The sequence below is a fragment of the Massilia norwichensis genome (genome assembly GCF_024753245.1).
Classification (GTDB): Bacteria; Pseudomonadota; Gammaproteobacteria; order Burkholderiales; family Burkholderiaceae_D; genus Telluria; species Telluria norwichensis.
This window is the reverse complement of the sequence record NZ_JANUGX010000006.1, coordinates 94,760-111,762: the sequence shown is the minus strand read 5'-3', so window position 1 is coordinate 111,762 and position 17,003 is coordinate 94,760. Positions and strand designations below refer to the sequence as shown.

At 65.4% G+C, this 17,003-nt stretch carries 21 protein-coding genes; 9 read left to right on the top strand and 12 right to left on the bottom strand.

Annotated elements, in window-relative coordinates; genetic code table 11:
* Positions 1-38 precede the first annotated feature (38 nt).
* Complete coding sequence (locus NX782_RS07345) at positions 39-1,067, top strand: alpha/beta hydrolase family protein (protein ID WP_258844782.1); 1,029 nt, start codon at positions 39-41, stop codon at positions 1,065-1,067.
* A 7-nt stretch (positions 1,068-1,074) separates the two neighbouring features.
* Entirely contained in the window at positions 1,075-1,398 is a 324-nt protein-coding gene (locus tag NX782_RS07340) for a low molecular weight protein tyrosine phosphatase family protein (protein WP_258844781.1), read from the top strand.
* Between the two features lie 7 nt (positions 1,399-1,405).
* Here NX782_RS07340 and NX782_RS07335 read toward each other — a convergent pair whose 3' ends face one another.
* From NX782_RS07335 to NX782_RS07320, 4 genes are all read right to left on the bottom strand, one after another.
* On the bottom strand, positions 1,406-1,885 hold the full coding sequence (locus tag NX782_RS07335; RefSeq protein WP_258844780.1) for a glutathione peroxidase: 480 nt from the start codon (positions 1,883-1,885) through the stop codon (positions 1,406-1,408).
* Positions 1,886-1,952: 67 nt separating this feature from the next.
* Positions 1,953-3,785, bottom strand: a complete 1,833-nt coding sequence (locus NX782_RS07330) for an L-lactate permease (protein WP_258844779.1) — start codon at positions 3,783-3,785, stop codon at positions 1,953-1,955.
* 102 nt (positions 3,786-3,887) lie between these two features.
* Positions 3,888-5,024, bottom strand: a complete 1,137-nt coding sequence (locus NX782_RS07325) for a PilT/PilU family type 4a pilus ATPase (RefSeq protein WP_258844778.1) — start codon at positions 5,022-5,024, stop codon at positions 3,888-3,890.
* A gap of 13 nt (positions 5,025-5,037) precedes the next feature.
* Positions 5,038-6,081: a type IV pilus twitching motility protein PilT gene (locus NX782_RS07320; RefSeq protein ID WP_258844777.1), complete on the bottom strand. Its 1,044-nt coding sequence runs from the start codon at positions 6,079-6,081 to the stop codon at positions 5,038-5,040.
* Positions 6,082-6,246: 165 nt separating this feature from the next.
* On the opposite strand from NX782_RS07320, the gene NX782_RS07315 reads away from it, so the two are divergent.
* The 4 genes from NX782_RS07315 to NX782_RS07300 all read left to right on the top strand — a co-directional run bounded on the left by NX782_RS07315 (position 6,247) and on the right by NX782_RS07300 (position 9,648).
* The gene (locus tag NX782_RS07315; protein WP_258844776.1) at positions 6,247-6,948 is read left to right on the top strand and encodes a YggS family pyridoxal phosphate-dependent enzyme; all 702 of its coding nucleotides are present in this window, start codon (positions 6,247-6,249) and stop codon (positions 6,946-6,948) included.
* A 10-nt stretch (positions 6,949-6,958) separates the two neighbouring features.
* Positions 6,959-7,780, top strand: a complete 822-nt coding sequence (proC, locus tag NX782_RS07310) for a pyrroline-5-carboxylate reductase (protein WP_258844775.1) — start codon at positions 6,959-6,961, stop codon at positions 7,778-7,780.
* A gap of 89 nt (positions 7,781-7,869) precedes the next feature.
* Positions 7,870-8,583 carry a hypothetical protein gene (locus tag NX782_RS07305; protein ID WP_258844774.1) on the top strand — a complete coding sequence of 238 codons (714 nt, stop codon included), beginning with the start codon at positions 7,870-7,872 and terminating at the stop codon, positions 8,581-8,583.
* A 189-nt stretch (positions 8,584-8,772) separates the two neighbouring features.
* Positions 8,773-9,648, top strand: coding sequence for an alpha/beta hydrolase (locus NX782_RS07300; protein ID WP_258844773.1), 876 nt, complete (start codon positions 8,773-8,775; stop codon positions 9,646-9,648).
* Between the two features lie 82 nt (positions 9,649-9,730).
* On the opposite strand, the gene NX782_RS07295 is transcribed toward NX782_RS07300, so the two are convergent.
* From NX782_RS07295 to ubiA, 4 genes are read right to left on the bottom strand one after another with little or no spacing between them, the layout of a single operon-like run.
* Positions 9,731-10,021 (bottom strand): hypothetical protein, encoded by a 291-nt coding sequence (locus NX782_RS07295; protein WP_258844772.1) that lies wholly within the window; start codon positions 10,019-10,021, stop codon positions 9,731-9,733.
* Positions 10,014-10,409: a phage holin family protein gene (locus NX782_RS07290; protein WP_258844771.1), complete on the bottom strand. Its 396-nt coding sequence runs from the start codon at positions 10,407-10,409 to the stop codon at positions 10,014-10,016. The genes NX782_RS07295 and NX782_RS07290 overlap by 8 nt, the downstream gene beginning before the upstream one ends.
* Entirely contained in the window at positions 10,409-10,729 is a 321-nt protein-coding gene (locus NX782_RS07285) for an ElaB/YgaM/YqjD family protein (protein WP_258844770.1), read from the bottom strand. The genes NX782_RS07290 and NX782_RS07285 overlap by 1 nt, the downstream gene beginning before the upstream one ends.
* Positions 10,730-10,771: 42 nt before the next feature.
* Entirely contained in the window at positions 10,772-11,626 is an 855-nt protein-coding gene (gene ubiA / locus NX782_RS07280; RefSeq protein ID WP_258844769.1) for a 4-hydroxybenzoate octaprenyltransferase, read from the bottom strand.
* A gap of 152 nt (positions 11,627-11,778) precedes the next feature.
* Between ubiA and NX782_RS07275 the strand changes: the two genes are divergently transcribed.
* Positions 11,779-12,336, top strand: coding sequence for a hypothetical protein (locus NX782_RS07275; RefSeq protein WP_258844768.1), 558 nt, complete (start codon positions 11,779-11,781; stop codon positions 12,334-12,336).
* Here the strand turns inward: NX782_RS07275 and NX782_RS07270 are convergent.
* The gene (locus NX782_RS07270; protein WP_258844767.1) at positions 12,314-13,264 is read right to left on the bottom strand and encodes a hydrogen peroxide-inducible genes activator; all 951 of its coding nucleotides are present in this window, start codon (positions 13,262-13,264) and stop codon (positions 12,314-12,316) included. The two genes, NX782_RS07275 and NX782_RS07270, sit on opposite strands and share 23 nt — an antisense overlap.
* Positions 13,265-13,382: 118 nt before the next feature.
* Here NX782_RS07270 and NX782_RS07265 point away from each other — a divergent pair, with 118 nt between their 5' ends.
* Positions 13,383-14,564 carry a PilT/PilU family type 4a pilus ATPase gene (locus NX782_RS07265; RefSeq protein ID WP_308632855.1) on the top strand — a complete coding sequence of 394 codons (1,182 nt, stop codon included), beginning with the start codon at positions 13,383-13,385 and terminating at the stop codon, positions 14,562-14,564.
* Between the two features lie 100 nt (positions 14,565-14,664).
* A complete protein-coding gene (gene rfaE2, locus NX782_RS07260; protein ID WP_258844766.1) occupies positions 14,665-15,147 on the top strand; it encodes a D-glycero-beta-D-manno-heptose 1-phosphate adenylyltransferase in 483 nt (160 codons plus the stop codon).
* A 12-nt stretch (positions 15,148-15,159) separates the two neighbouring features.
* Here rfaE2 and NX782_RS07255 read toward each other — a convergent pair whose 3' ends face one another.
* The 3 genes from NX782_RS07255 to NX782_RS07245 form a co-directional block, all read right to left on the bottom strand.
* Positions 15,160-15,657 (bottom strand): hypothetical protein, encoded by a 498-nt coding sequence (locus NX782_RS07255; RefSeq protein WP_258844765.1) that lies wholly within the window; start codon positions 15,655-15,657, stop codon positions 15,160-15,162.
* A 114-nt stretch (positions 15,658-15,771) separates the two neighbouring features.
* Entirely contained in the window at positions 15,772-16,242 is a 471-nt protein-coding gene (gene trmL / locus NX782_RS07250; RefSeq protein WP_258844764.1) for a tRNA (uridine(34)/cytosine(34)/5-carboxymethylaminomethyluridine(34)-2'-O)-methyltransferase TrmL, read from the bottom strand.
* Positions 16,243-16,269: 27 nt separating this feature from the next.
* Positions 16,270-16,998 carry a ComF family protein gene (locus NX782_RS07245; protein ID WP_258844763.1) on the bottom strand — a complete coding sequence of 243 codons (729 nt, stop codon included), beginning with the start codon at positions 16,996-16,998 and terminating at the stop codon, positions 16,270-16,272.
* Positions 16,999-17,003 lie beyond the last annotated feature (5 nt).

Genomic DNA, 17,003 nt, shown 5'->3' with positions numbered 1-17,003 from the left:
TGGCAGTATCCGGGGTTTGGATTCCACGAAGGCTCGTCATGATCGGCATCGGCTCACGCATCATCTGTTCTTCATCCGGCCTGCTGTTGGCCGGCATGCTGGTCTGCGGCGGCGCCCATGCGCAAGCGCTCAAGGTGCAGGAGGTGCCCTTTGAAGCGAACGCGCTGGCGCTGTCCCATGTGACGCTGCAGGACGGCGCCGGCGCGCCAGTGCACTACTTCCTGGCCAGGCCTGCGCAAAAGGCGCCGCTGGTGCTGTTCATCCAGGGTTCCGGCTGCGTGCCGTCCTTCATGCTGGACGGCGCCGAGCGCAAGGCGACGATTCCTTACTGGGCGACCCTGGCCAAACAGGGGCGCTACGCCGTGATGGCGGTCGATAAACCCTACCAGTCGGACGCGCCGCAGCAGGGGACTTTCGGTTCGGCGATGGGCTGCGCCGGCGATTTCAATGCCCATTTTTCGTACGAGACCTGGCTCGCGACCTTGAAGAGCGCGCTGCGCCATGCGCTGTCGCGACCCGAGGTCGATGCGCGGCGCGTGCTGCTGATCGGAGTCTCCGAAGGTGCGCCGATGGCCGCCAGCCTGGCGCGCGAATTTCCCGAGGTGACCGACGTGGCCCTGGTCGGCGCTACCGGTTCGACCCAGCTGTACGACTTCGCGGCCGGCATCCAGCGCTCGAACGACAGCGACGAGAAGAAGCTCGAGCGCCTGCGTGAACTCGACGAGACCTTCAGCGCCGTCGCCGCCGATCCGAAGAGCACCAGCAAATTCCTGTGGGGCCATACCTATCTGCGTTGGAGCAGCTTTTTCGCCCAGTCCACGGCCGACCATCTGACGCGCTCGCGGGCCCGGGTCTACCTGGCCAGCGGCATGCAGGACCGGGCCGTACCCATCCTGTCGACCGAGGTGCTGTACGCCCAGCTGCGGGTGCAGGGCAGGGATGTGACCTTCCGCCGCGTGCCGAATGCCGGGCATGGGCTGGTGAAGGATGGCCTGTCGCGCGAGGAGGCCGGCAAGGCCGGGGTGGCGGAGTACGATGCCATCATGGCGTGGTTCGAGAAGCGCTGAGCCTGACATGAAACGCGCACTCTTCATTTGCACGCAGAACCGTCTGCGCAGTCCGACCGCCGAACACGTGTTCTCGACCTGGCCGGACGTCGAAACGGATTCGGCCGGCCTGGGCAACGACGCCGACGTGCCGCTGTCGTCCGAGCAGATCGAATGGGCAACCATCATCTTCGTGATGGAGAAGAAACACCGGACTTTATTGTCGACCAGGTTCAAGCGCTACCTGAACGGCAAACGGATCATCTGCCTGGACATTCCCGACGATTACGACTACATGCAGCCGGAACTGGTTACGGTGCTGGAATCGAAGGCCGGGCGCTTCCTCAGGTAGGTTCGAGTCAGCCCAGCAGCCTCTCGATATCGTCCGCAATCTCTTCCGGCTTGGTGGTCGGCGCATAGCGCTGCACGACCTTGCCGTCGCGCCCTATCAGGAACTTGGTGAAGTTCCATTTGATGCCCTCGGTGCCCAGCACGCCCGGCGCCTCGGCCTTCAGGTGCTTCCACAGTGGATGCGCGGCGTCGCCGTTGACGTCGACCTTGGCAAACATCGGGAAGCTCACGCCGTAGTTCTTTTCGCAGAAGGCGCCGATCTCTTCTTCCGAACCCGGCTCCTGCGAGCCGAACTGGTTGCAGGGGAAGCCCAGTACCTCCAGGCCGCGGCCGTGCAGTTCGTGGTACACGCTCTCCAGACCCTGGTACTGCGGGGTGAAGCCGCATTTGCTGGCGGTGTTGACGATGAGGAGGACCTTGCCGCGGTACTGGGCGAGGTCGACCGGCTTGCCGTCCAGGGCGGTGGCCTGGAAATCGAATACGTTCATGGGAAGACTCCTGTGTTCAGCGTTGACCGATACACAAGAGTGTACTGCCTTCCCGCTCCTGCTGCCTTCATCTGACCAGCGCGGTGAACGGATAGACGTAGGCCTGCAGCGTGACCAGAATACCGACCAGGCTGGCCAGTGCGATCGAATGGAAGAACACGTAGCGCAGGATATCGCCTTCGTGGCCATACCATTTGGTGGCGGTGGAGGCCACCACGATGGACTGCGCATCGATCATCTTGCCCATCACACCGCCCGAGGAATTTGCCGCCGCCATCAGGACCGGGTCCAGGCCGAGCTGGGTGGCCGAGGTCTTCTGCAGGCCGCCGAACAGCACGTTGGAGGCGGTGTCCGAGCCGGTCAGCGCGACACCGAGCCAGCCGAGCAGGGTGCCGAAGAAGGGGTAGAACACGCCGGTGTTCGCAAAGGCCAGGCCGAGCGTCGAGTCGAGGCCGGAATAGCGGGTCGTATAGCCCAGCGCCAGCATGGCGGCGATCGTCAGCAGCGAGAAGCGCATGATCTTGAGCGTGTCCCAGTACACGGCAAACAGATCGCGGACCTTGTAGCCCATCACCAGGCCGGAGATGACGGCGGCGACCAGGATGCCCGAGCCGGTGGCGGACAGCCAGTTGAGGGTGTAGACAGCCGCCTCGGCGGTCGGCTTGCTGGCGACCGGCGGCATCTTCTGCACCACCTTGTGCAGCGCCGGCCAGTCGTACTTGAAGACCGAAAGTCCGTCGAGCATCTTCTTCCACTCGGGAATGCCCCAAAGGAAGACCAGCACCGACAGGATCAGCCACGGCAGCCAGGCTTTCAATACGGCCGAGCGCGGGTGATTGTGGACCACCGGTGCGGAGCCAGGCGTACCGCCGCCGCTGCCGCCGGGCGCACCGGCATAGGTGCCGCCGCCGGCACCGGCACCGGCATAGCTGCCCGCACTGACACCGACGTAGGCACCCGCGCCGGCATCGGCGCCAGCACCGGCCCCAGCACCGGCGCCGGCCGAAGCACCAGCACCGGCATAGGCACCGGCAGGGGCGCCATCTCCGGTAGTGGCCTTGAGTCTGCCCGCCGTATCGGTCCAGATCGAAGCCGGCTTCCAGACCCGCAGGAAGAGCGTCAGGCACAGCATCGAGATCAGCGAGCCGCCCACATCCACCAGCCACGGACCGTGGAAGTTCGAAATCAGGAATTGCGGGACGGCGAAGGCGACGCCGGAGACCAGGATCGCCGGCCAGATCGCGGCCATGCCGGCAAAGCCGCAGAAGGCCCAGATCAGCCAGAACGGCACCAGCAGCGAGAAGAAGGGCAGCTGCCGGCCGACCATGCCCGACAGCTGCAGCAGGTCGAGGCCGGTGACGCCGGCCAGTGCGATCAGCGGCGCACCGAGGGCGCCGTAGGCCACCGGCGCCGTATTCGCGATCAGCGACAGGCCGGAAGCGGCCAGCGGCGCGAAGCCGAGGCCGATCAGCATGGCGCCGGTGACGGCGACCGGCGTGCCGAAGCCGCCGGCGCCCTCGAAGAAGGCGCCGAAGCAGAACGCCACCAGCAGCAACTGCAACCGGCGGTCGGTGGTGATGCCGGTGATCGATTCCTGCAAGACCTTGAAGTAGCCCTTACGCTCGGTCAGCTGGTACAGGAAGATCACGTTCAGGATGATCCAGCCGATCGGCAGCAGGCCATTGGCGGCGCCGTACAGGGCCGCCGCCAGCGCGGTGGGCGCCGGCATCGCGTATGCGAAGATCGCCACCAGCAGCGCGGCGGCGAGGCCGAGCAGGGCGGCGATGTGTGCCTTGATGTGAAAGAAAGCGAGCGCGACCAGCATCACGGCAACCGGAACGGCGGCTGCCAGGGTCGACAGGACGGCATTTCCCAACGGGTTATACACTTGACTCCACATCACGGCCTCCTCGGGTGATCGGTCGGTCTATGTGTATGACATTAGGGTGCGCGCAAGCGGACTTTTAGTGTTTTCTCAATTGTGTGCAGCGAACTGGCGGGCTCAGACGATCCCCAGGTGCTCGGTCCCCGCCGACAAATCGCGGTTCTTCGCATGCTTGCTGTTGAGCTTGATATTGAGGCGCAGGTCGTTCACCGAGTCCGCGTTGCGCAGCGCGTCTTCGTACGAGATCTTGTCGAGTTCGTAGAGGTCGAACAGGGCCTGGTCGAAGGTCTGCATGCCGAGTTCGCGCGACTTCTTCATGATCTCCTTGATCTCGTGGACTTCGCCCTTGAAGATCAGGTCCGAAATCAAGGGAGAATTCAGCAGGATCTCGATCGCTACCACACGGCCCTTGGTTTCCTTTCGTGGAATCAGGCGCTGCGAAATCAGGCCCTTCAGGTTCAGCGACAAATCCATCAGCAGCTGCTGCCGGCGCTCTTCCGGGAAGAAGTTGATGATGCGGTCCAGGGCCTGGTTGGCGCTGTTGGCGTGCAGTGTGGCCAGGCACAGGTGGCCGGTCTCGGCGAAGGCGATCGCGTGCTCCATGGTCTCGCGGTCGCGGATCTCGCCGATCTGGATCACGTCCGGCGCCTGGCGCAGCGAGTTCTTCAGCGCGGCCTCGAAGCTGTCGGTATCGACGCCGACTTCGCGCTGGGTGATCACGCAATTGCGGTGCGGGTGCACGAATTCGACCGGGTCTTCGATGGTGATGATGTGGCCGTAGCTGTTCTCGTTGCGGTAGCCGACCATCGCCGCCATCGTCGTCGATTTGCCGGAGCCGGTGGCGCCGACCATGATCACCAGGCCGCGCTTGGCCATGATCACGTCCTTCAGCACGTCCGGCAGTTCGAGGTCTTCGAACTTCGGGATGGTGGTCGTGATCACGCGCAGCACCATGCCGACGCAGCCCATCTGCATGAAGGCCGACACGCGGAAGCGTCCCAGGTCGCCGGGGCTGATCGCGAAGTTGGCTTCCTTCGACAATTCGAAGCCGGCGGCCTGCTTGTCGTTCATGATGGCGCGCGCCAGGTCGGCCGTGTGGCCGCCGGACAGGGCCTGGCTGGACACCGGCGTCATCTTGCCGTCGATCTTGATCGCAGGCGGGAAACCGGCGGTGATGAACAGGTCGGAGCCGCCCTTGCTGACCATCAGGCGCAGCAGGTCGAACATGAATTTGGAGGCCTGGTCGCGTTCCATCTCGATTCCTTGCTCAGCCCGGGAAGTTTTCCGGAATCTTGGCAGCGCTGCGGGCGGCGGCGCTGGAGATCACGTTGCGGCGCACCAGGTCGGTCAGGTTCTGGTCCAGGGTCTGCATGCCGACACTGGAGCCGGTCTGGATCGCCGAGTACATCTGCGCGATCTTGGCTTCGCGGATCAGGTTGCGGATCGCCGGGGTGCCGATCATGATCTCGTGCGCGGCCACGCGGCCCGAGCCGTCCTTGGTCTTCAGCAGGGTCTGCGAGATCACGGCCTGCAGCGATTCCGACAGCATCGCGCGCACCATCTCCTTTTCCTCGGCCGGGAAGACGTCGACGATACGGTCGATGGTCTTGGCCGCCGACGAGGTGTGCAGGGTACCGAACACCAGGTGGCCGGTCTCGGCCGCCGACAGCGCCAGGCGGATGGTCTCGAGGTCGCGCAGCTCGCCGACCAGGATCGCGTCCGGGTCTTCGCGCAGCGCCGAACGCAGCGCATTGTTGAAGGACAGCGTGTGCGGGCCGACTTCGCGCTGGTTGATCAGGCACTTCTTGGAATCGTGGACGAATTCGATCGGGTCCTCGATCGTCAGGATGTGCCCGTACTCGTTCTCGTTCAGGTGGTTGATCATCGCGGCCAGCGTGGTCGACTTGCCGGAGCCGGTCGGGCCGGTGACCAGCACCAGGCCGCGCGGCTTCATCGCCAGTTCGGCGAAGATCTTCGGTGCATTCAGTTCTTCCAGCGACAGGATCTTGGACGGAATGGTCCGCATCACGGCGGAGGCGCCGCGTTCCTGGTTGAAGGCGTTGACGCGGAACCGTGCCAGGCCCGGGATCGCGAACGAGAAGTCGCACTCCAGCATCTCTTCGTACTGCTTGCGCTGGCCGTCGTTCATGATGTCATAGATCATGGAGTGGACGTCCTTGTGCTCCATCGCCGGCAGGTTGATGCGGCGGACGTCGCCGTGCACGCGGATCATCGGCGGCAGGCCGGCCGAGAGGTGCAGGTCCGAGGCCTTGTTCTTGACCGAGAAAGCGAGGAGTTCAGAAATGTCCATTTATATATAATCCTTGTGCTGCATCTCGAACGTCATTCCCGCGCAGGCGGGAATCCAAGTTTTACCGGTAGGTGATCCGAGCTTGGGTTCCCGCCTTCGCGGGAACGACGGAAGTCGTTCAGTACACTGTATGTAACCGAAAAATATTTCCTGTAGAAAACCATTATGTCCACAATCGCCGGGAACTTGCAAGCTGTCGAAGCGACAATCCAGGTGGCCTGCGAGGCCGCCGGCAGGCCCCGTTCGACGGTCCAATTGCTGGCCGTTTCCAAGACTTTCCCTGCTGAGGCAGTGCTGGAGGCGGTGGCGGCAGGCCAGCGCGCGTTCGGCGAGAATTACCTGCAGGAAGGCGTCGACAAGATCGCCGCTGTCGCAAAAGCGCTACCGGATACCCGCCTGGAGTGGCATTTCATCGGCCCGATCCAGTCCAACAAGACGCGCCCGATCGCGGCCAACTTCGACTGGGTGCACACGGTCGAGCGCCTCAAGATCGCGCAGCGCCTGTCCGAGCAGCGCCCTTTCGCACTCGGCCCGCTCAACATCTGCCTGCAGGTGAACATCAGCGGCGAAGCGAGCAAAAGCGGCGTCACGCCCGATGAATTGCCGGCATTGGCGCAAGCGGTGGCCGCGCTGCCGAACCTGCGCCTGCGCGGCCTGATGGCCATCCCCGAACCGCAGGACGATCCCGAGCTGCAGCGCGTGCCGTTCGCGCGCCTGCGCGAGCTGGCCCAGGACATCGTCAAGTCCGGCATCCACCTCGACACGCTGTCGATGGGCATGTCGAGCGACATGCGCGCGGCGGTGCTGGAAGGCGCCAGCATCGTGCGCGTGGGCAGCGCCATCTTCGGCGCGCGTCATTATGAATGAAGAGAGCACCATGAAAATCAGCTTCATCGGCGGCGGCAACATGGCCACCGCCCTCATCGCCGGCCTGGCCGGCAAGGTCGCGCAGGCGGCCGACATCCACGTGATCGACCCGAATCCGGACGCGCTGGAAAAGCTGCGCGGGCAGTATGGCGTCAGCACCGCGCCCGAGATCGGCGCACCGGTCGCGGCCAGCGAGGTCATCGTGCTGGCGGTGAAGCCGCAGCAGATGCGCGAGGTCGCCCTGCGTTTGCAGTCGCAGCTCGAGGCGAGGCCGCTGGTGCTGTCGATCGCGGCCGGTATCCGCGCCAACGACCTGTCGCGCTGGCTCGGCGGCTATGGCGCCATCGTGCGCACCATGCCGAATACGCCGGCGCTGATCGGCCAGGGCATCACCGGCATGGTGGCGATGGCCGGCGTCAGCGCGGCGCAAAAAGAAGCGGCGGACAGCATCCTGCGCGCGGTCGGCAAGACCGTGTGGCTGGAGTCGGAAGACATGATCGATCCGGTGACGGCGGTGTCGGGCAGCGGTCCGGCCTATGTGTTCTTCTTCCTCGAGGCGATGCAGGAGGCGGCCGTCGAGATGGGCTTGAGTCTTGAGCAGGGCCGGGAACTGGCCATCGCCACCTTCACCGGCGCGGCCCAGCTGGCGGCGCAGTCGGAGGAGCCGGTCGAGGTGCTGCGCCAGCGCGTGACCTCGAAGGGCGGGACCACCTACGCGGCCATCACCAGCATGGAGCAGGCCGGCGTGAAGCAGGCCATCGTCGAGGCGATGAAGGCGGCGGCGGCGCGCGGGCGCGAGCTGGGTGACGAATTGGGCAAGGACGCCGTTTAACCCGGGAATTCGACCGTTCGTCGCATGGCCACGCCTGGCCGCGATGTTGAAATGCTAATGTTCAGCATCCATACAGCCAGGGTACTCCCATGCGTCTTCGTTCTTTCTTCTTCCTGCTGGCCGTCGCCGGCAGCGTCCACGCCAACGAGATCAACATCGGCCACAAGACCGATTCGGATGAAGCCAAACCCATGGCCTGGCGCCTGCGCCTGCTGGAGACGGCGCGCGACGTGTTCGACAAGCGCGCACCCGAAAAGGCACCGGGCGCCACCTTGAGCTTCCGGCTGCCGAAAGTCGATGCCGGGCAGGCCGGCAACCAGGTCGAGCTGGTCGGCGCGGACCACCGTGTGCCGCTGCCGATGGCATCGAACACCACGTTCGCGCTGAAACGCGGCACGCTGGCTGAAGACAGCGATTCGATGGTGGTCGTCAACCGCAACTTCCCCAAGGGCGAATTCAACCACCCGCTGGTGCAGGTGCGCTCGCCCGGTCTGCCCGACGGCGTGCAGCGCATGGGCGACCTGCGCCTGGCCTGCGCCGCGCAGATGGCAATGGCGAAGTCCGAAGGGCTGAAGTTCCGCGCGGCGCTGGCAACCGCGAGCCTGTTCGGCTTCAATGTCTGCGACAAACTGGAGGCCACGAAGATCGAGGCGCCGAAGGGCTACGACAGCGTGACGATCGAGGATGGCAGCCGCCGCCTGGTGCTGGCATCGACCGACAAGCACCAGCCGGTACTGGGCGACAAGGGCTGGTCCGATGAGGCGCGCATCAGCTACACGCTGAACGGCCAGGCCGTCCGCTGACGCGGGGCCTTAGGCCAGCGTCAGCGCAATCCCCAGTTCCCGATACGGCTGCAGCACCAGCCCGCTGATCTCTGCCAGCCCGATCGAGGCCATCCCGCCCGTGCGCCTGGAAGCGGAAGGCTGCTGACAGACAGCAAGACCTATGCGACCATGCCTCAACAATAATCCTCACCACGCATTGGAGACGAGATGAGCAGGAAACTGTTGGCGCTGCTGGCGCTGTTGACGGGTTTGATCGGCGCCGCATCTGCACAGCCGGCGAACAAGCCGTTCGTGCTGGCAAATACGCAGATCGTTCCAGTGCAATCGGCGTCCACCGGCAAGGCGCACGAGCTGGTGGTCGTGCTGCCGGCCAGCTATGCATCGAATCCCGGCAAAACCTATCCGGTACTGTATTTTCTGGATGCCTACTGGGACACGCCGCTGCTGACGGCCACCTACGGCAACCTGATCTACGATAACCAGGTGCCCGAGTTCATCATGGTCGGCCTGTCCTATCCGTCGGGCTTCAACTACGACGTCGAGCGGCGCAAGGACTACACCATCACGGCAATGGACGCCGGTTCGGGCAAGGCCGACGCCTTCCTGCACTTCATCACGGAGGAAGTCGCGCCGCTGATCGAATCGCGCTTCCGTGGCGAGAAGACCGGCCGGATCATCTCCGGCAGTTCGCTGGGCGGGCTGTTCGCCATCGCGGCGGCCTACAAGGCGCCGGGCTTTTTCTCCGGCCACATCGCCATCAGCCCGGCGGCTGGCTGGGACAAGGGCGCACTCGGCAAGCTGGACGAGCGCTACGCGAAGGACCACAAGACCCTGAATGCGCGGATGTTCATTTCTTACGGTACGGCCGAGTATCCGGGATTCCGCGAGCCCATCGCCGCATTCCAGAAACAGCTCGCGGCCCGGCATTACCAGGGGCTGGCGCTGCAGAACTACGCGATGGAAGGCATTGACCACGCCAGCGTCAAGGGTGACGGCTATGTGCGCGGCCTGACCTGGGTGTTCCAACCGAGGAAGCCGGCAGATCCGAGCGGACTGACGCGCGGCATGATGCAGCAGGACTAGCGCCCGCGTCAGCGTTGCGTGTACGGCAGGGCACGCTGCCCAGGAGAAGTTCGCGCCGTGCAGGAAGCCGCACGGCCACGGTTCAGCGCCGCAGTTGCGCCAGCATCGCCAGCCCACCCTGCGCCATGCGCCAGGCGGACATCGCCGATCCGGCCAGCGCCAGCATCCGCTTGCGGCGCAGCAGCGCCATCCCCAGGGTGGCGCCGAGCGCGCCGAACACCAGCTTCTTGTGGCCGACCACATAGCCCGCCACCGGATGATCGAGCATGGCCGAAGGCCGCAGCGACTGTAGTTCGTAAGCGAGGCCGGTGCGCTGCTCGGCGCAGCGTTCGAGCAGTGCCGCGCGGCGCGCAGCCAAGGTCGGTTTATTCATCGATCGCTCCGGTGTGCGGCGCGGCAGCCACATGGCGCACGTAGTCGACGTCCTTGCGCAGTTCGGCCAGCGTGTCGGCGAACAGCGGCGACTGGGCGTTCAGCCTGGCGCGCACCGACATCGCGATGAAGCCGGCGCCGGCCGCCAGCAGCACGGCCATGCCGGCCACCGCCTGCAGGCGGTAGCTATCCCAGAACAGCAGGATGACGAACAGCGCCACCAGCATGATGCTGCCTGCAGCCAGGAACACCGCGAGCAAGGCCCACGCGAGGTAGCCGAGCAGGCGGCGCGCGTCTTCCTGGAATTCGACGGCGGCCAATTCCAGCCGCGTGCCGACCATCGCCACCAGGGTCGACGCGACGCGGCCGAGCGCCGAGAACAAAGCCATTAGCGGCGGGCGATCAGCATGCCGATCACGACGCCGACGGCGGCGCCGATGCCGACCGACTTCCACGGGTTTTCCTGGACGTACTCGTCGGTGGCCTTGGCGGCGACCTTGGTTTTCTCGACCACGGCTTCTTCAAGGCGGACGATGTCGTCCTTGGCCTTGACGATGGTGCGCTCGAACTTGGCCTTGGCGGCCTTGAATTCTTCGCCGGTCAGGTGGCCGCTGTGGCGCAGCCAGGCTTCGGCGTCCTGGATCACGGTCTTCAGGTCGGACAGCAGTTGGTCACGGGCGCCGCTCTGGGTCGGGATTTTTTCCATCATGGGGAGAACCTCGTCGATATGGGTTGTGTATTACGGACAATATTAACCGAATGCATAGTCTAGCGCGACACCTGCGAACAGTGCGGCCCCCAGCCAGTTGTTATGACGAAACGCAGCAAAGCACTTCATGCGGTCGCGCTCGCGGATCAGGGTGTAGTGGTACAGCGCCATCCCGGCGGCCACGAGCACGCCGCCCACGAACCACCAGCGCAGGCCGAGCCACCAGCCGCACACCAGGTCGATGCCCAGCGCCGCCGCATAGCACAGCATGATGGCCGTGACGTCGAAGCGGCCGAAGGTGATCGCCGAGGTGCGCATGCCGAGCTTGATGTCGTCGTCGCGGTCGACCATCGCGTAGGCGGTGTCGTAGGCCACGGCCCAGAAGATGTTCGCCACCAGCAGCCACCAGGCCACGGCCGGCACCTGGTCCTGCACGGCGGCGAAGGCCATCGGGATGCCGAAGCCGAAGGCGATGCCCAGGTAGGCCTGCGGGATGGCGAAGAAGCGCTTGAAGTAGGGGTAGCTGCCGGCCACGATCAGGGCCACTACCGACAACTGCTTGGTCAGCGTGTTCAGCGGCAGGATCAGCAGGAAGGAGACGAGGGCCAGCACCGCCGCGATCGTCACCGCTTCCCAGCCCTTGATGCGGCCGCTGGTCAGCGGGCGGTCGACGGTGCGCTTGACGTGGCGGTCGAAGTCCTGGTCGGCGTAATCGTTGATCGCGCAGCCGGCGGAGCGCATCAGCGCGGTGCCGAGCACGAAGATGGCGACGATCGTCGGATCGGGATGGCCGCTTGACGCCATCCACAAGGCCCACAGCGTGGGCCACAGCAGCAGCAGGATGCCGATCGGCTTGTCGGCGCGGATCAGGCGGAAGTAGAGCGCCAGCTTGTTCATCGCGTGAGGGTTCGATTCAATTCGAACTTGAAAATTAGCAAGGTCAGGATTTTAGCCTGTTCGTGGCGCACGATCGACTATGCACAAAGTATGACGATCCCGGCCGGGCTACGATGCCGGCTTTCGTGGGTAAAAACGAGAAGGAGAGACGGATGCAATTCGCAAGTATCGTGGTGGCGGCCGGTATCGGGCTCGGCTGTTGTGCGCTGGCCGATGCCGGCTCCAGGTCGGGCGAGGCACGTGCGGACCGGATCGAGGCCGACTGGACCGAGGCGCAATCGCTGCGCGAGCTGCCGGCGGGCGTCCAGGCCCTGCTGGGCGTGGGACTGGGCGAAGAGGGCGGGATTGCCGACCGCGGCACCAGTTTCAACAGCGGCGATGTGCTGGGCGGCGGCTTGCCGCAGCGCCGCTTCGCGCTCGGCGCCGTGAACGGCGATACCGCCGTGGTGGCGGTCGAGCAGGGCGGGCGCGGCTACCAGGTACAGACGATGGAATTCAGGCAGGTTGGCGCCACCTGGGAACCGGTGCGCTGCACGGTCGGCATCGAGCCGCCGCGACGCAGCGCGGAGCTGCTCGAAAATATCGCGGCGCGGCGGCCGGCCGCGCCGGGCACGTGCAAGCTGCCCGGCTTTCACCCGGAGCCGGCGACGGCCACGGTATCGGTGCCGCAGCCGCAGCCGCCGCGTTTCAGGCTGCGGCCTGAAGCGTGACCATCTCGACGCCCGGCAGCTGGCAATCGGCGACGGCGCCCACCACGGCGTCGATCGCCGCGCGGCGCGTAAAACTCTTGCGCCAGACGATCACCACGCGGCGCGAGGGGGCCGGTTCCTGGAAGGGCACGAAGGTCAGCATGCCGTTCGGGTCCTTCATGTCCGGCACCGAGGCGCGCGGCAGCACGGTCAGGCCGATGCCGCTGGCGACCATGTGGCGGATCGTCTCCAGCGACGAGCCTTCGAAGGTGCGCTGCATGCCGTTGCCGGCGCTCGGCGAGGACGAAAAGCGCGCCATCTCCGGACAGACTTCCAGCACCTGGTCGCGGAAGCAGTGCCCGGCGCCGAGCAGCAGCATGGTCTCGCTTTTCAGGTCTTCGGCGGAGATGTCCTTGCGGCTGGCCCACGGGTGGGTCTTCGGCATCGCGACCACGAAGGGCTCGTCGTAGAGCGGCTGCACCGCCATCCCGTGTTCCGGCAGCGGCAGGGCCATGATCGCCGCGTCGAGTTCGCCCTGGCGCAGCAGGTCGAGCAGCTTGACGGTGAAATTCTCCTGCAGCACCAGCGGCATCTGCGGCACGTGCTCGATCAGGTTCTTCACCAGCGGCGGCAGCAGGTAAGGGCCGATCGTGTAGATCACGCCCAGGCGCAACGGACCCGACAGCGGGTCCTTGTTCTGCTTGGCCAGCTCCTTGATGGCGGCGGTCTGTTCCAGCACGCGCTCGGCCTGGGCCACGATCTGCGCGCCGAGCGGCGTGACCGAGACTTCGGAGCCGCCGCGTTCGAACAGCGTCACGCCCAGCTCGTCCTCGAGCTTCTTGATGGCCACAGACAAGGTCGGCTGCGCAACAAAGCAGGCCTCGGCAGCGTGGCCGAAATGCCGGGCACGTGCCACGGCGACAATGTATTTCAGTTCGGTCAGGGTCATGGGCTTCCGGATTACAACAGTCCCACATTGGGAGAGGATGAGATCTATTTTACCGATAAACCTCTCGATATAATGGGCCGCTCCGGGTAACGTTGCCCATCGTTAATAAAAGGCCATCATGTCCTCCACCTTCGGCCCCGCGGAAGCCCAGGCATACATGCACAAGCTGTTGACCGTCATGCAGCAGCAGGGCGGCTCCGACCTCTTCATCTCCGCAGATTTTCCGCCCAGCATGAAGCATCAGGGCGCGATGAAACCGCTCAGCAGCCAGCGCCTCACCGGCGAGGTGACGCGCGCGCTGGCCCTGTCGCTGATGAACGAGCGCCAGCGCGCCGAGTTCGAGGCCGAGATGGAGTGCAACTTCGCGATCTCGCTGCCGAACGTGTGCCGCTTCCGCGTCAACGTCTTCGTGCAGCAGCAGAGCGTGGGCATGGTGGTGCGGACCATCGCGTCCGAGATCCCGACCTTCGAGAAGCTCGACCTGCCCGAAGTGCTGAAGGACGTCGTGATGACCAAGCGCGGCCTGGTGCTGGTGGTCGGCGGCACCGGTTCCGGCAAGTCGACGACGCTGGCGGCGATGATCGACTACCGCAACGCCAACTCGGCCGGCCACATCATCACCGTCGAAGACCCGGTCGAATACGTCCACAAGAACAAGAGCTGCCTGGTGACCCACCGCGAAGTCGGCGTCGATACGCACTCCTGGCACAACGCGCTGAAGAACACGCTGCGCCAGGCGCCGGACGTGATCCTGATCGGCGAGATCCGCGATACCGAAACGATGGAGCACGCGATCGCCTTCGCCGAGACCGGCCACCTGTGCCTGGGCACGCTGCACGCGAACAACGCCAACCAGACCATGGACCGGATCATCAATTTCTTCCCGGAAGAGAGAAGGCCGCAGCTGCTGATGGACCTGTCGGCCAACCTGCGCGCGATCGTCTCGCAGCGCCTGATCCGTACCGAGGATGGCAAGGGCCGCAAGGCCGCCATCGAGATCCTGCTGAACACGCCGACCATCAGCGAGATGATCCTGAAGGGGAACTTCCACGGCATCAAGGAGATCATGCACAAGTCGCGCGAACTGGGCATGTGCACCTTCGACCAGGCGCTCTACGAGCTGTACAACGCCGGCTACATCGGCTACGACGAGGCGATCCGCAACGCCGACTCGGCCAACGGCCTGCGCCTGCAGATCAAGCTGTCGGGCGAACGCCGCGCACCGGGCGGCGCGGGCAGCGCCGCGGGCAAGGCCGAGCTGTCGATGCTGGAAGACGAACCGGAAGCGGGCGCGAGCTGATTACAATAGCGAACCTTTGAATCGTCATTCCCGAACCTTTGAATCGTCATTCCCGAACCTTTGAATCGTCATTCCCGCGCAGGCGGGAATCCAAGTTCCCATGCCTACCTTCGAATCCAAACTCACCACCCGCGCCGAACTGCAGCAGCGCATCGCCCAACTGCCGAAACCCGTGGTCCTCACCAACGGCGTGTTCGACATCCTGCACCGCGGCCACGTCACCTACCTGGCCCAGGCGCGCGAACTGGGCGCCTCGCTGGTCGTCGCGGTCAACACCGACGCTTCCGTCAAGCGCCTGGGCAAGGGCGACGACCGCCCGCTCAACACGATGGTCGACCGCATGGCCGTGCTGGCCGCGCTGGAGTCGGTCAGCCTGGTCGTCGAATTCGACGAGGACACCGCTTTGGCCGTGGTGCAGGAAGCCCGCCCCGACATCTACGCCAAGGGCGGCGACTACGTCATGACCGACATCCCGGAAGGGAAGGAAGTCATCGCCCAGGGCGGCAAGGCGGTCGCGATCGACTTCGCGCACGACCGCTCGACCACCAAGCTGGTGGCCAGGATCAGGCAGTTCGGCGCTTAGTTCGGCCCTTGGTTATTGCGGGCCGCCGCCGTGCACGCCACAGATATACGAAACGGTCTTGCTGGCGGGGTCGGGGCGGATCGCAATGTCCGGCGCCCCGTGGAACAGGACGATCGAATAATTCCCCGCTTCGAGGGCCTTGATCACGCCGGGTCCCGCCGGCCTGGCCTTGGGCTTGAGCTGGCCGACAGTGCGCGCCAGGTAGGCTTCCAGCGGCCCGGTTTTTCCCTCGCAGACGCTGGCACTCACCATCATCACGCCGAACGCGGCGCTCGCCGTGGCGTGCTCGATGCAGACCTCGCCGCTGCGGATCGGGCCCTCCAGGTAGCGGCCATTGTCGCCGTTGCGGCCAAGTTTCCGGCCTTTGGCCTCGAGTTCGCCGGACGCTGCCGCCGCGCGCGCCGGGTCGCTTGGTTGACGGCAGAGCAGCAGGTCCAGCAGCGCTGCGTCGTCGCCGGCCTGGGCGGTGTGCGAGGCGGCCAGCAGTACAAGAGCGATGAATCTACGCATTGCGGAAAATGGATGAAGTAGAAAGGCTTCATCCTATCCGCCGACCCGCCTGGGGTATAGCTGGCAGATTTACCAGCCCGGCCTGTGCGCCGGCATGCTGACGTGCTGGCGTATTTACGAGCCGCCGGCGTAGCCGTTCTGGCGCCAGGCCTCATACACCACCACCGCCACCGTGTTCGACAGATTCAGGCTGCGGTTCCCCGGCATCATCGGCAGGCGGATGCGCTGGGCCGGCGGGAAGGATTCGCGCAGCGCCGGATCCAGGCCGCGCGACTCGGCGCCGAACACGAACACGTCGCCGGGCCGGAAGGCGGCGTCGGCGAAGGGCGAGGAGCCGTGGGTGGTCATGGCGAACATGCGGGTCGTGTCCGGCTTGGTGTCTTCCAGGAACGCGTCCCAGTTCTTGTGCACCTTCATGGTGGCGTAATCGTGGTAGTCGAGGCCGGCGCGGCGCATCTTGGCGTCGTCCAGCTGAAAGCCCAGCGGTTCGATCAGGTGCAGCTGGGCGCCGGTGTTGGCGCACAGGCGGATGACGTTGCCGGTGTTCGGCGGGATTTCGGGTTCGACCAGGACGACGTGAAACAAGATGGTTCTCCTTGCATGAAGGCGCCATTATAGTGTCGCGCCACGCGGCGGCGTACGCGCAAACACCAGATTGCTCACGCGCGCCGCGCCGAAGCGCTTGCAGGTGGCCGCCAGTTCTTCCAGCGTGTGGCCGCTGGTCATGACGTCGTCGACCAGGCCGACGTGGCGTCCTTCGATCAGGCCGGGGTCTTCGATGGCGAAGGCGCCGCGGATGTTCTCGGCGCGCTCGTGCGGCGAGACGCCGGACTGGGCGCGGGTGTCGAGCTGGCGCAGCGCCAGCCGCGCATGCACGGCGACGCCCAGCAGCCGGCCCAGCGGCCGGGCGATTTCCAGCGCCTGGTTGTAGCCGCGCTCGGCCAGCCTGGCAGGGCCCAGCGGCACCGGGCACAGCAGATCGGGCAGGGGCAGGCCGGGGCGGGCCAGCACGGCGTCGCGCAGCATCTCGGCAAACCAGGGCGCCAGCGGCAGGCGGGCGCTGAATTTGAGCTGCAGCACCAGGTGGTCGAGTGGCGGGGCATAGTCGGCGGCGCAGACCGTGGCTTCGTAGGCGGGTGGGTAGGCCTGGCAGCCGTTGCAGGTGTCGCCGCCCGCAATCGGGTTGGCGCACCGCGCACAGCGATTTGTGACTGGCAAGCAAAAATGATCCCGGCAGGGCGCGCAGACCACGCCCGCGCAGCCGGCGCCGCACAGGGCGCAGCTGGAAGGCATGAGCAGGGAGAGCAGGGCGCGTGGCCAGCGGTAGGTAGCGTGAGTCATGGGAG

Coding starts and splice junctions, on each gene's coding strand:
- NX782_RS07275 (WP_258844768.1), top strand. CDS start 11,779: ATGCAATTCGCAAGTATCGTGGTGGCGGCCGGTATCGGGCTCGGCTGT.
- NX782_RS07315 (WP_258844776.1), top strand. CDS start 6,247: ATGTCCACAATCGCCGGGAACTTGCAAGCTGTCGAAGCGACAATCCAG.
- NX782_RS07330 (WP_258844779.1), bottom strand. CDS start 3,785: ATGTGGAGTCAAGTGTATAACCCGTTGGGAAATGCCGTCCTGTCGACC.
- NX782_RS07320 (WP_258844777.1), bottom strand. CDS start 6,081: ATGGACATTTCTGAACTCCTCGCTTTCTCGGTCAAGAACAAGGCCTCG.
- NX782_RS07290 (WP_258844771.1), bottom strand. CDS start 10,409: ATGGCTTTGTTCTCGGCGCTCGGCCGCGTCGCGTCGACCCTGGTGGCG.
- NX782_RS07325 (WP_258844778.1), bottom strand. CDS start 5,024: ATGGAACGCGACCAGGCCTCCAAATTCATGTTCGACCTGCTGCGCCTG.
- NX782_RS07285 (WP_258844770.1), bottom strand. CDS start 10,729: ATGATGGAAAAAATCCCGACCCAGAGCGGCGCCCGTGACCAACTGCTG.
- NX782_RS07295 (WP_258844772.1), bottom strand. CDS start 10,021: ATGAATAAACCGACCTTGGCTGCGCGCCGCGCGGCACTGCTCGAACGC.
- proC (WP_258844775.1), top strand. CDS start 6,959: ATGAAAATCAGCTTCATCGGCGGCGGCAACATGGCCACCGCCCTCATC.
- NX782_RS07270 (WP_258844767.1), bottom strand. CDS start 13,264: ATGACCCTGACCGAACTGAAATACATTGTCGCCGTGGCACGTGCCCGG.
- NX782_RS07255 (WP_258844765.1), bottom strand. CDS start 15,657: ATGCGTAGATTCATCGCTCTTGTACTGCTGGCCGCCTCGCACACCGCC.
- NX782_RS07340 (WP_258844781.1), top strand. CDS start 1,075: ATGAAACGCGCACTCTTCATTTGCACGCAGAACCGTCTGCGCAGTCCG.
- NX782_RS07300 (WP_258844773.1), top strand. CDS start 8,773: ATGAGCAGGAAACTGTTGGCGCTGCTGGCGCTGTTGACGGGTTTGATC.
- NX782_RS07345 (WP_258844782.1), top strand. CDS start 39: ATGATCGGCATCGGCTCACGCATCATCTGTTCTTCATCCGGCCTGCTG.
- NX782_RS07265 (WP_308632855.1), top strand. CDS start 13,383: ATGTCCTCCACCTTCGGCCCCGCGGAAGCCCAGGCATACATGCACAAG.
- NX782_RS07335 (WP_258844780.1), bottom strand. CDS start 1,885: ATGAACGTATTCGATTTCCAGGCCACCGCCCTGGACGGCAAGCCGGTC.
- rfaE2 (WP_258844766.1), top strand. CDS start 14,665: ATGCCTACCTTCGAATCCAAACTCACCACCCGCGCCGAACTGCAGCAG.
- NX782_RS07245 (WP_258844763.1), bottom strand. CDS start 16,998: ATGACTCACGCTACCTACCGCTGGCCACGCGCCCTGCTCTCCCTGCTC.
- NX782_RS07305 (WP_258844774.1), top strand. CDS start 7,870: ATGCGTCTTCGTTCTTTCTTCTTCCTGCTGGCCGTCGCCGGCAGCGTC.
- ubiA (WP_258844769.1), bottom strand. CDS start 11,626: ATGAACAAGCTGGCGCTCTACTTCCGCCTGATCCGCGCCGACAAGCCG.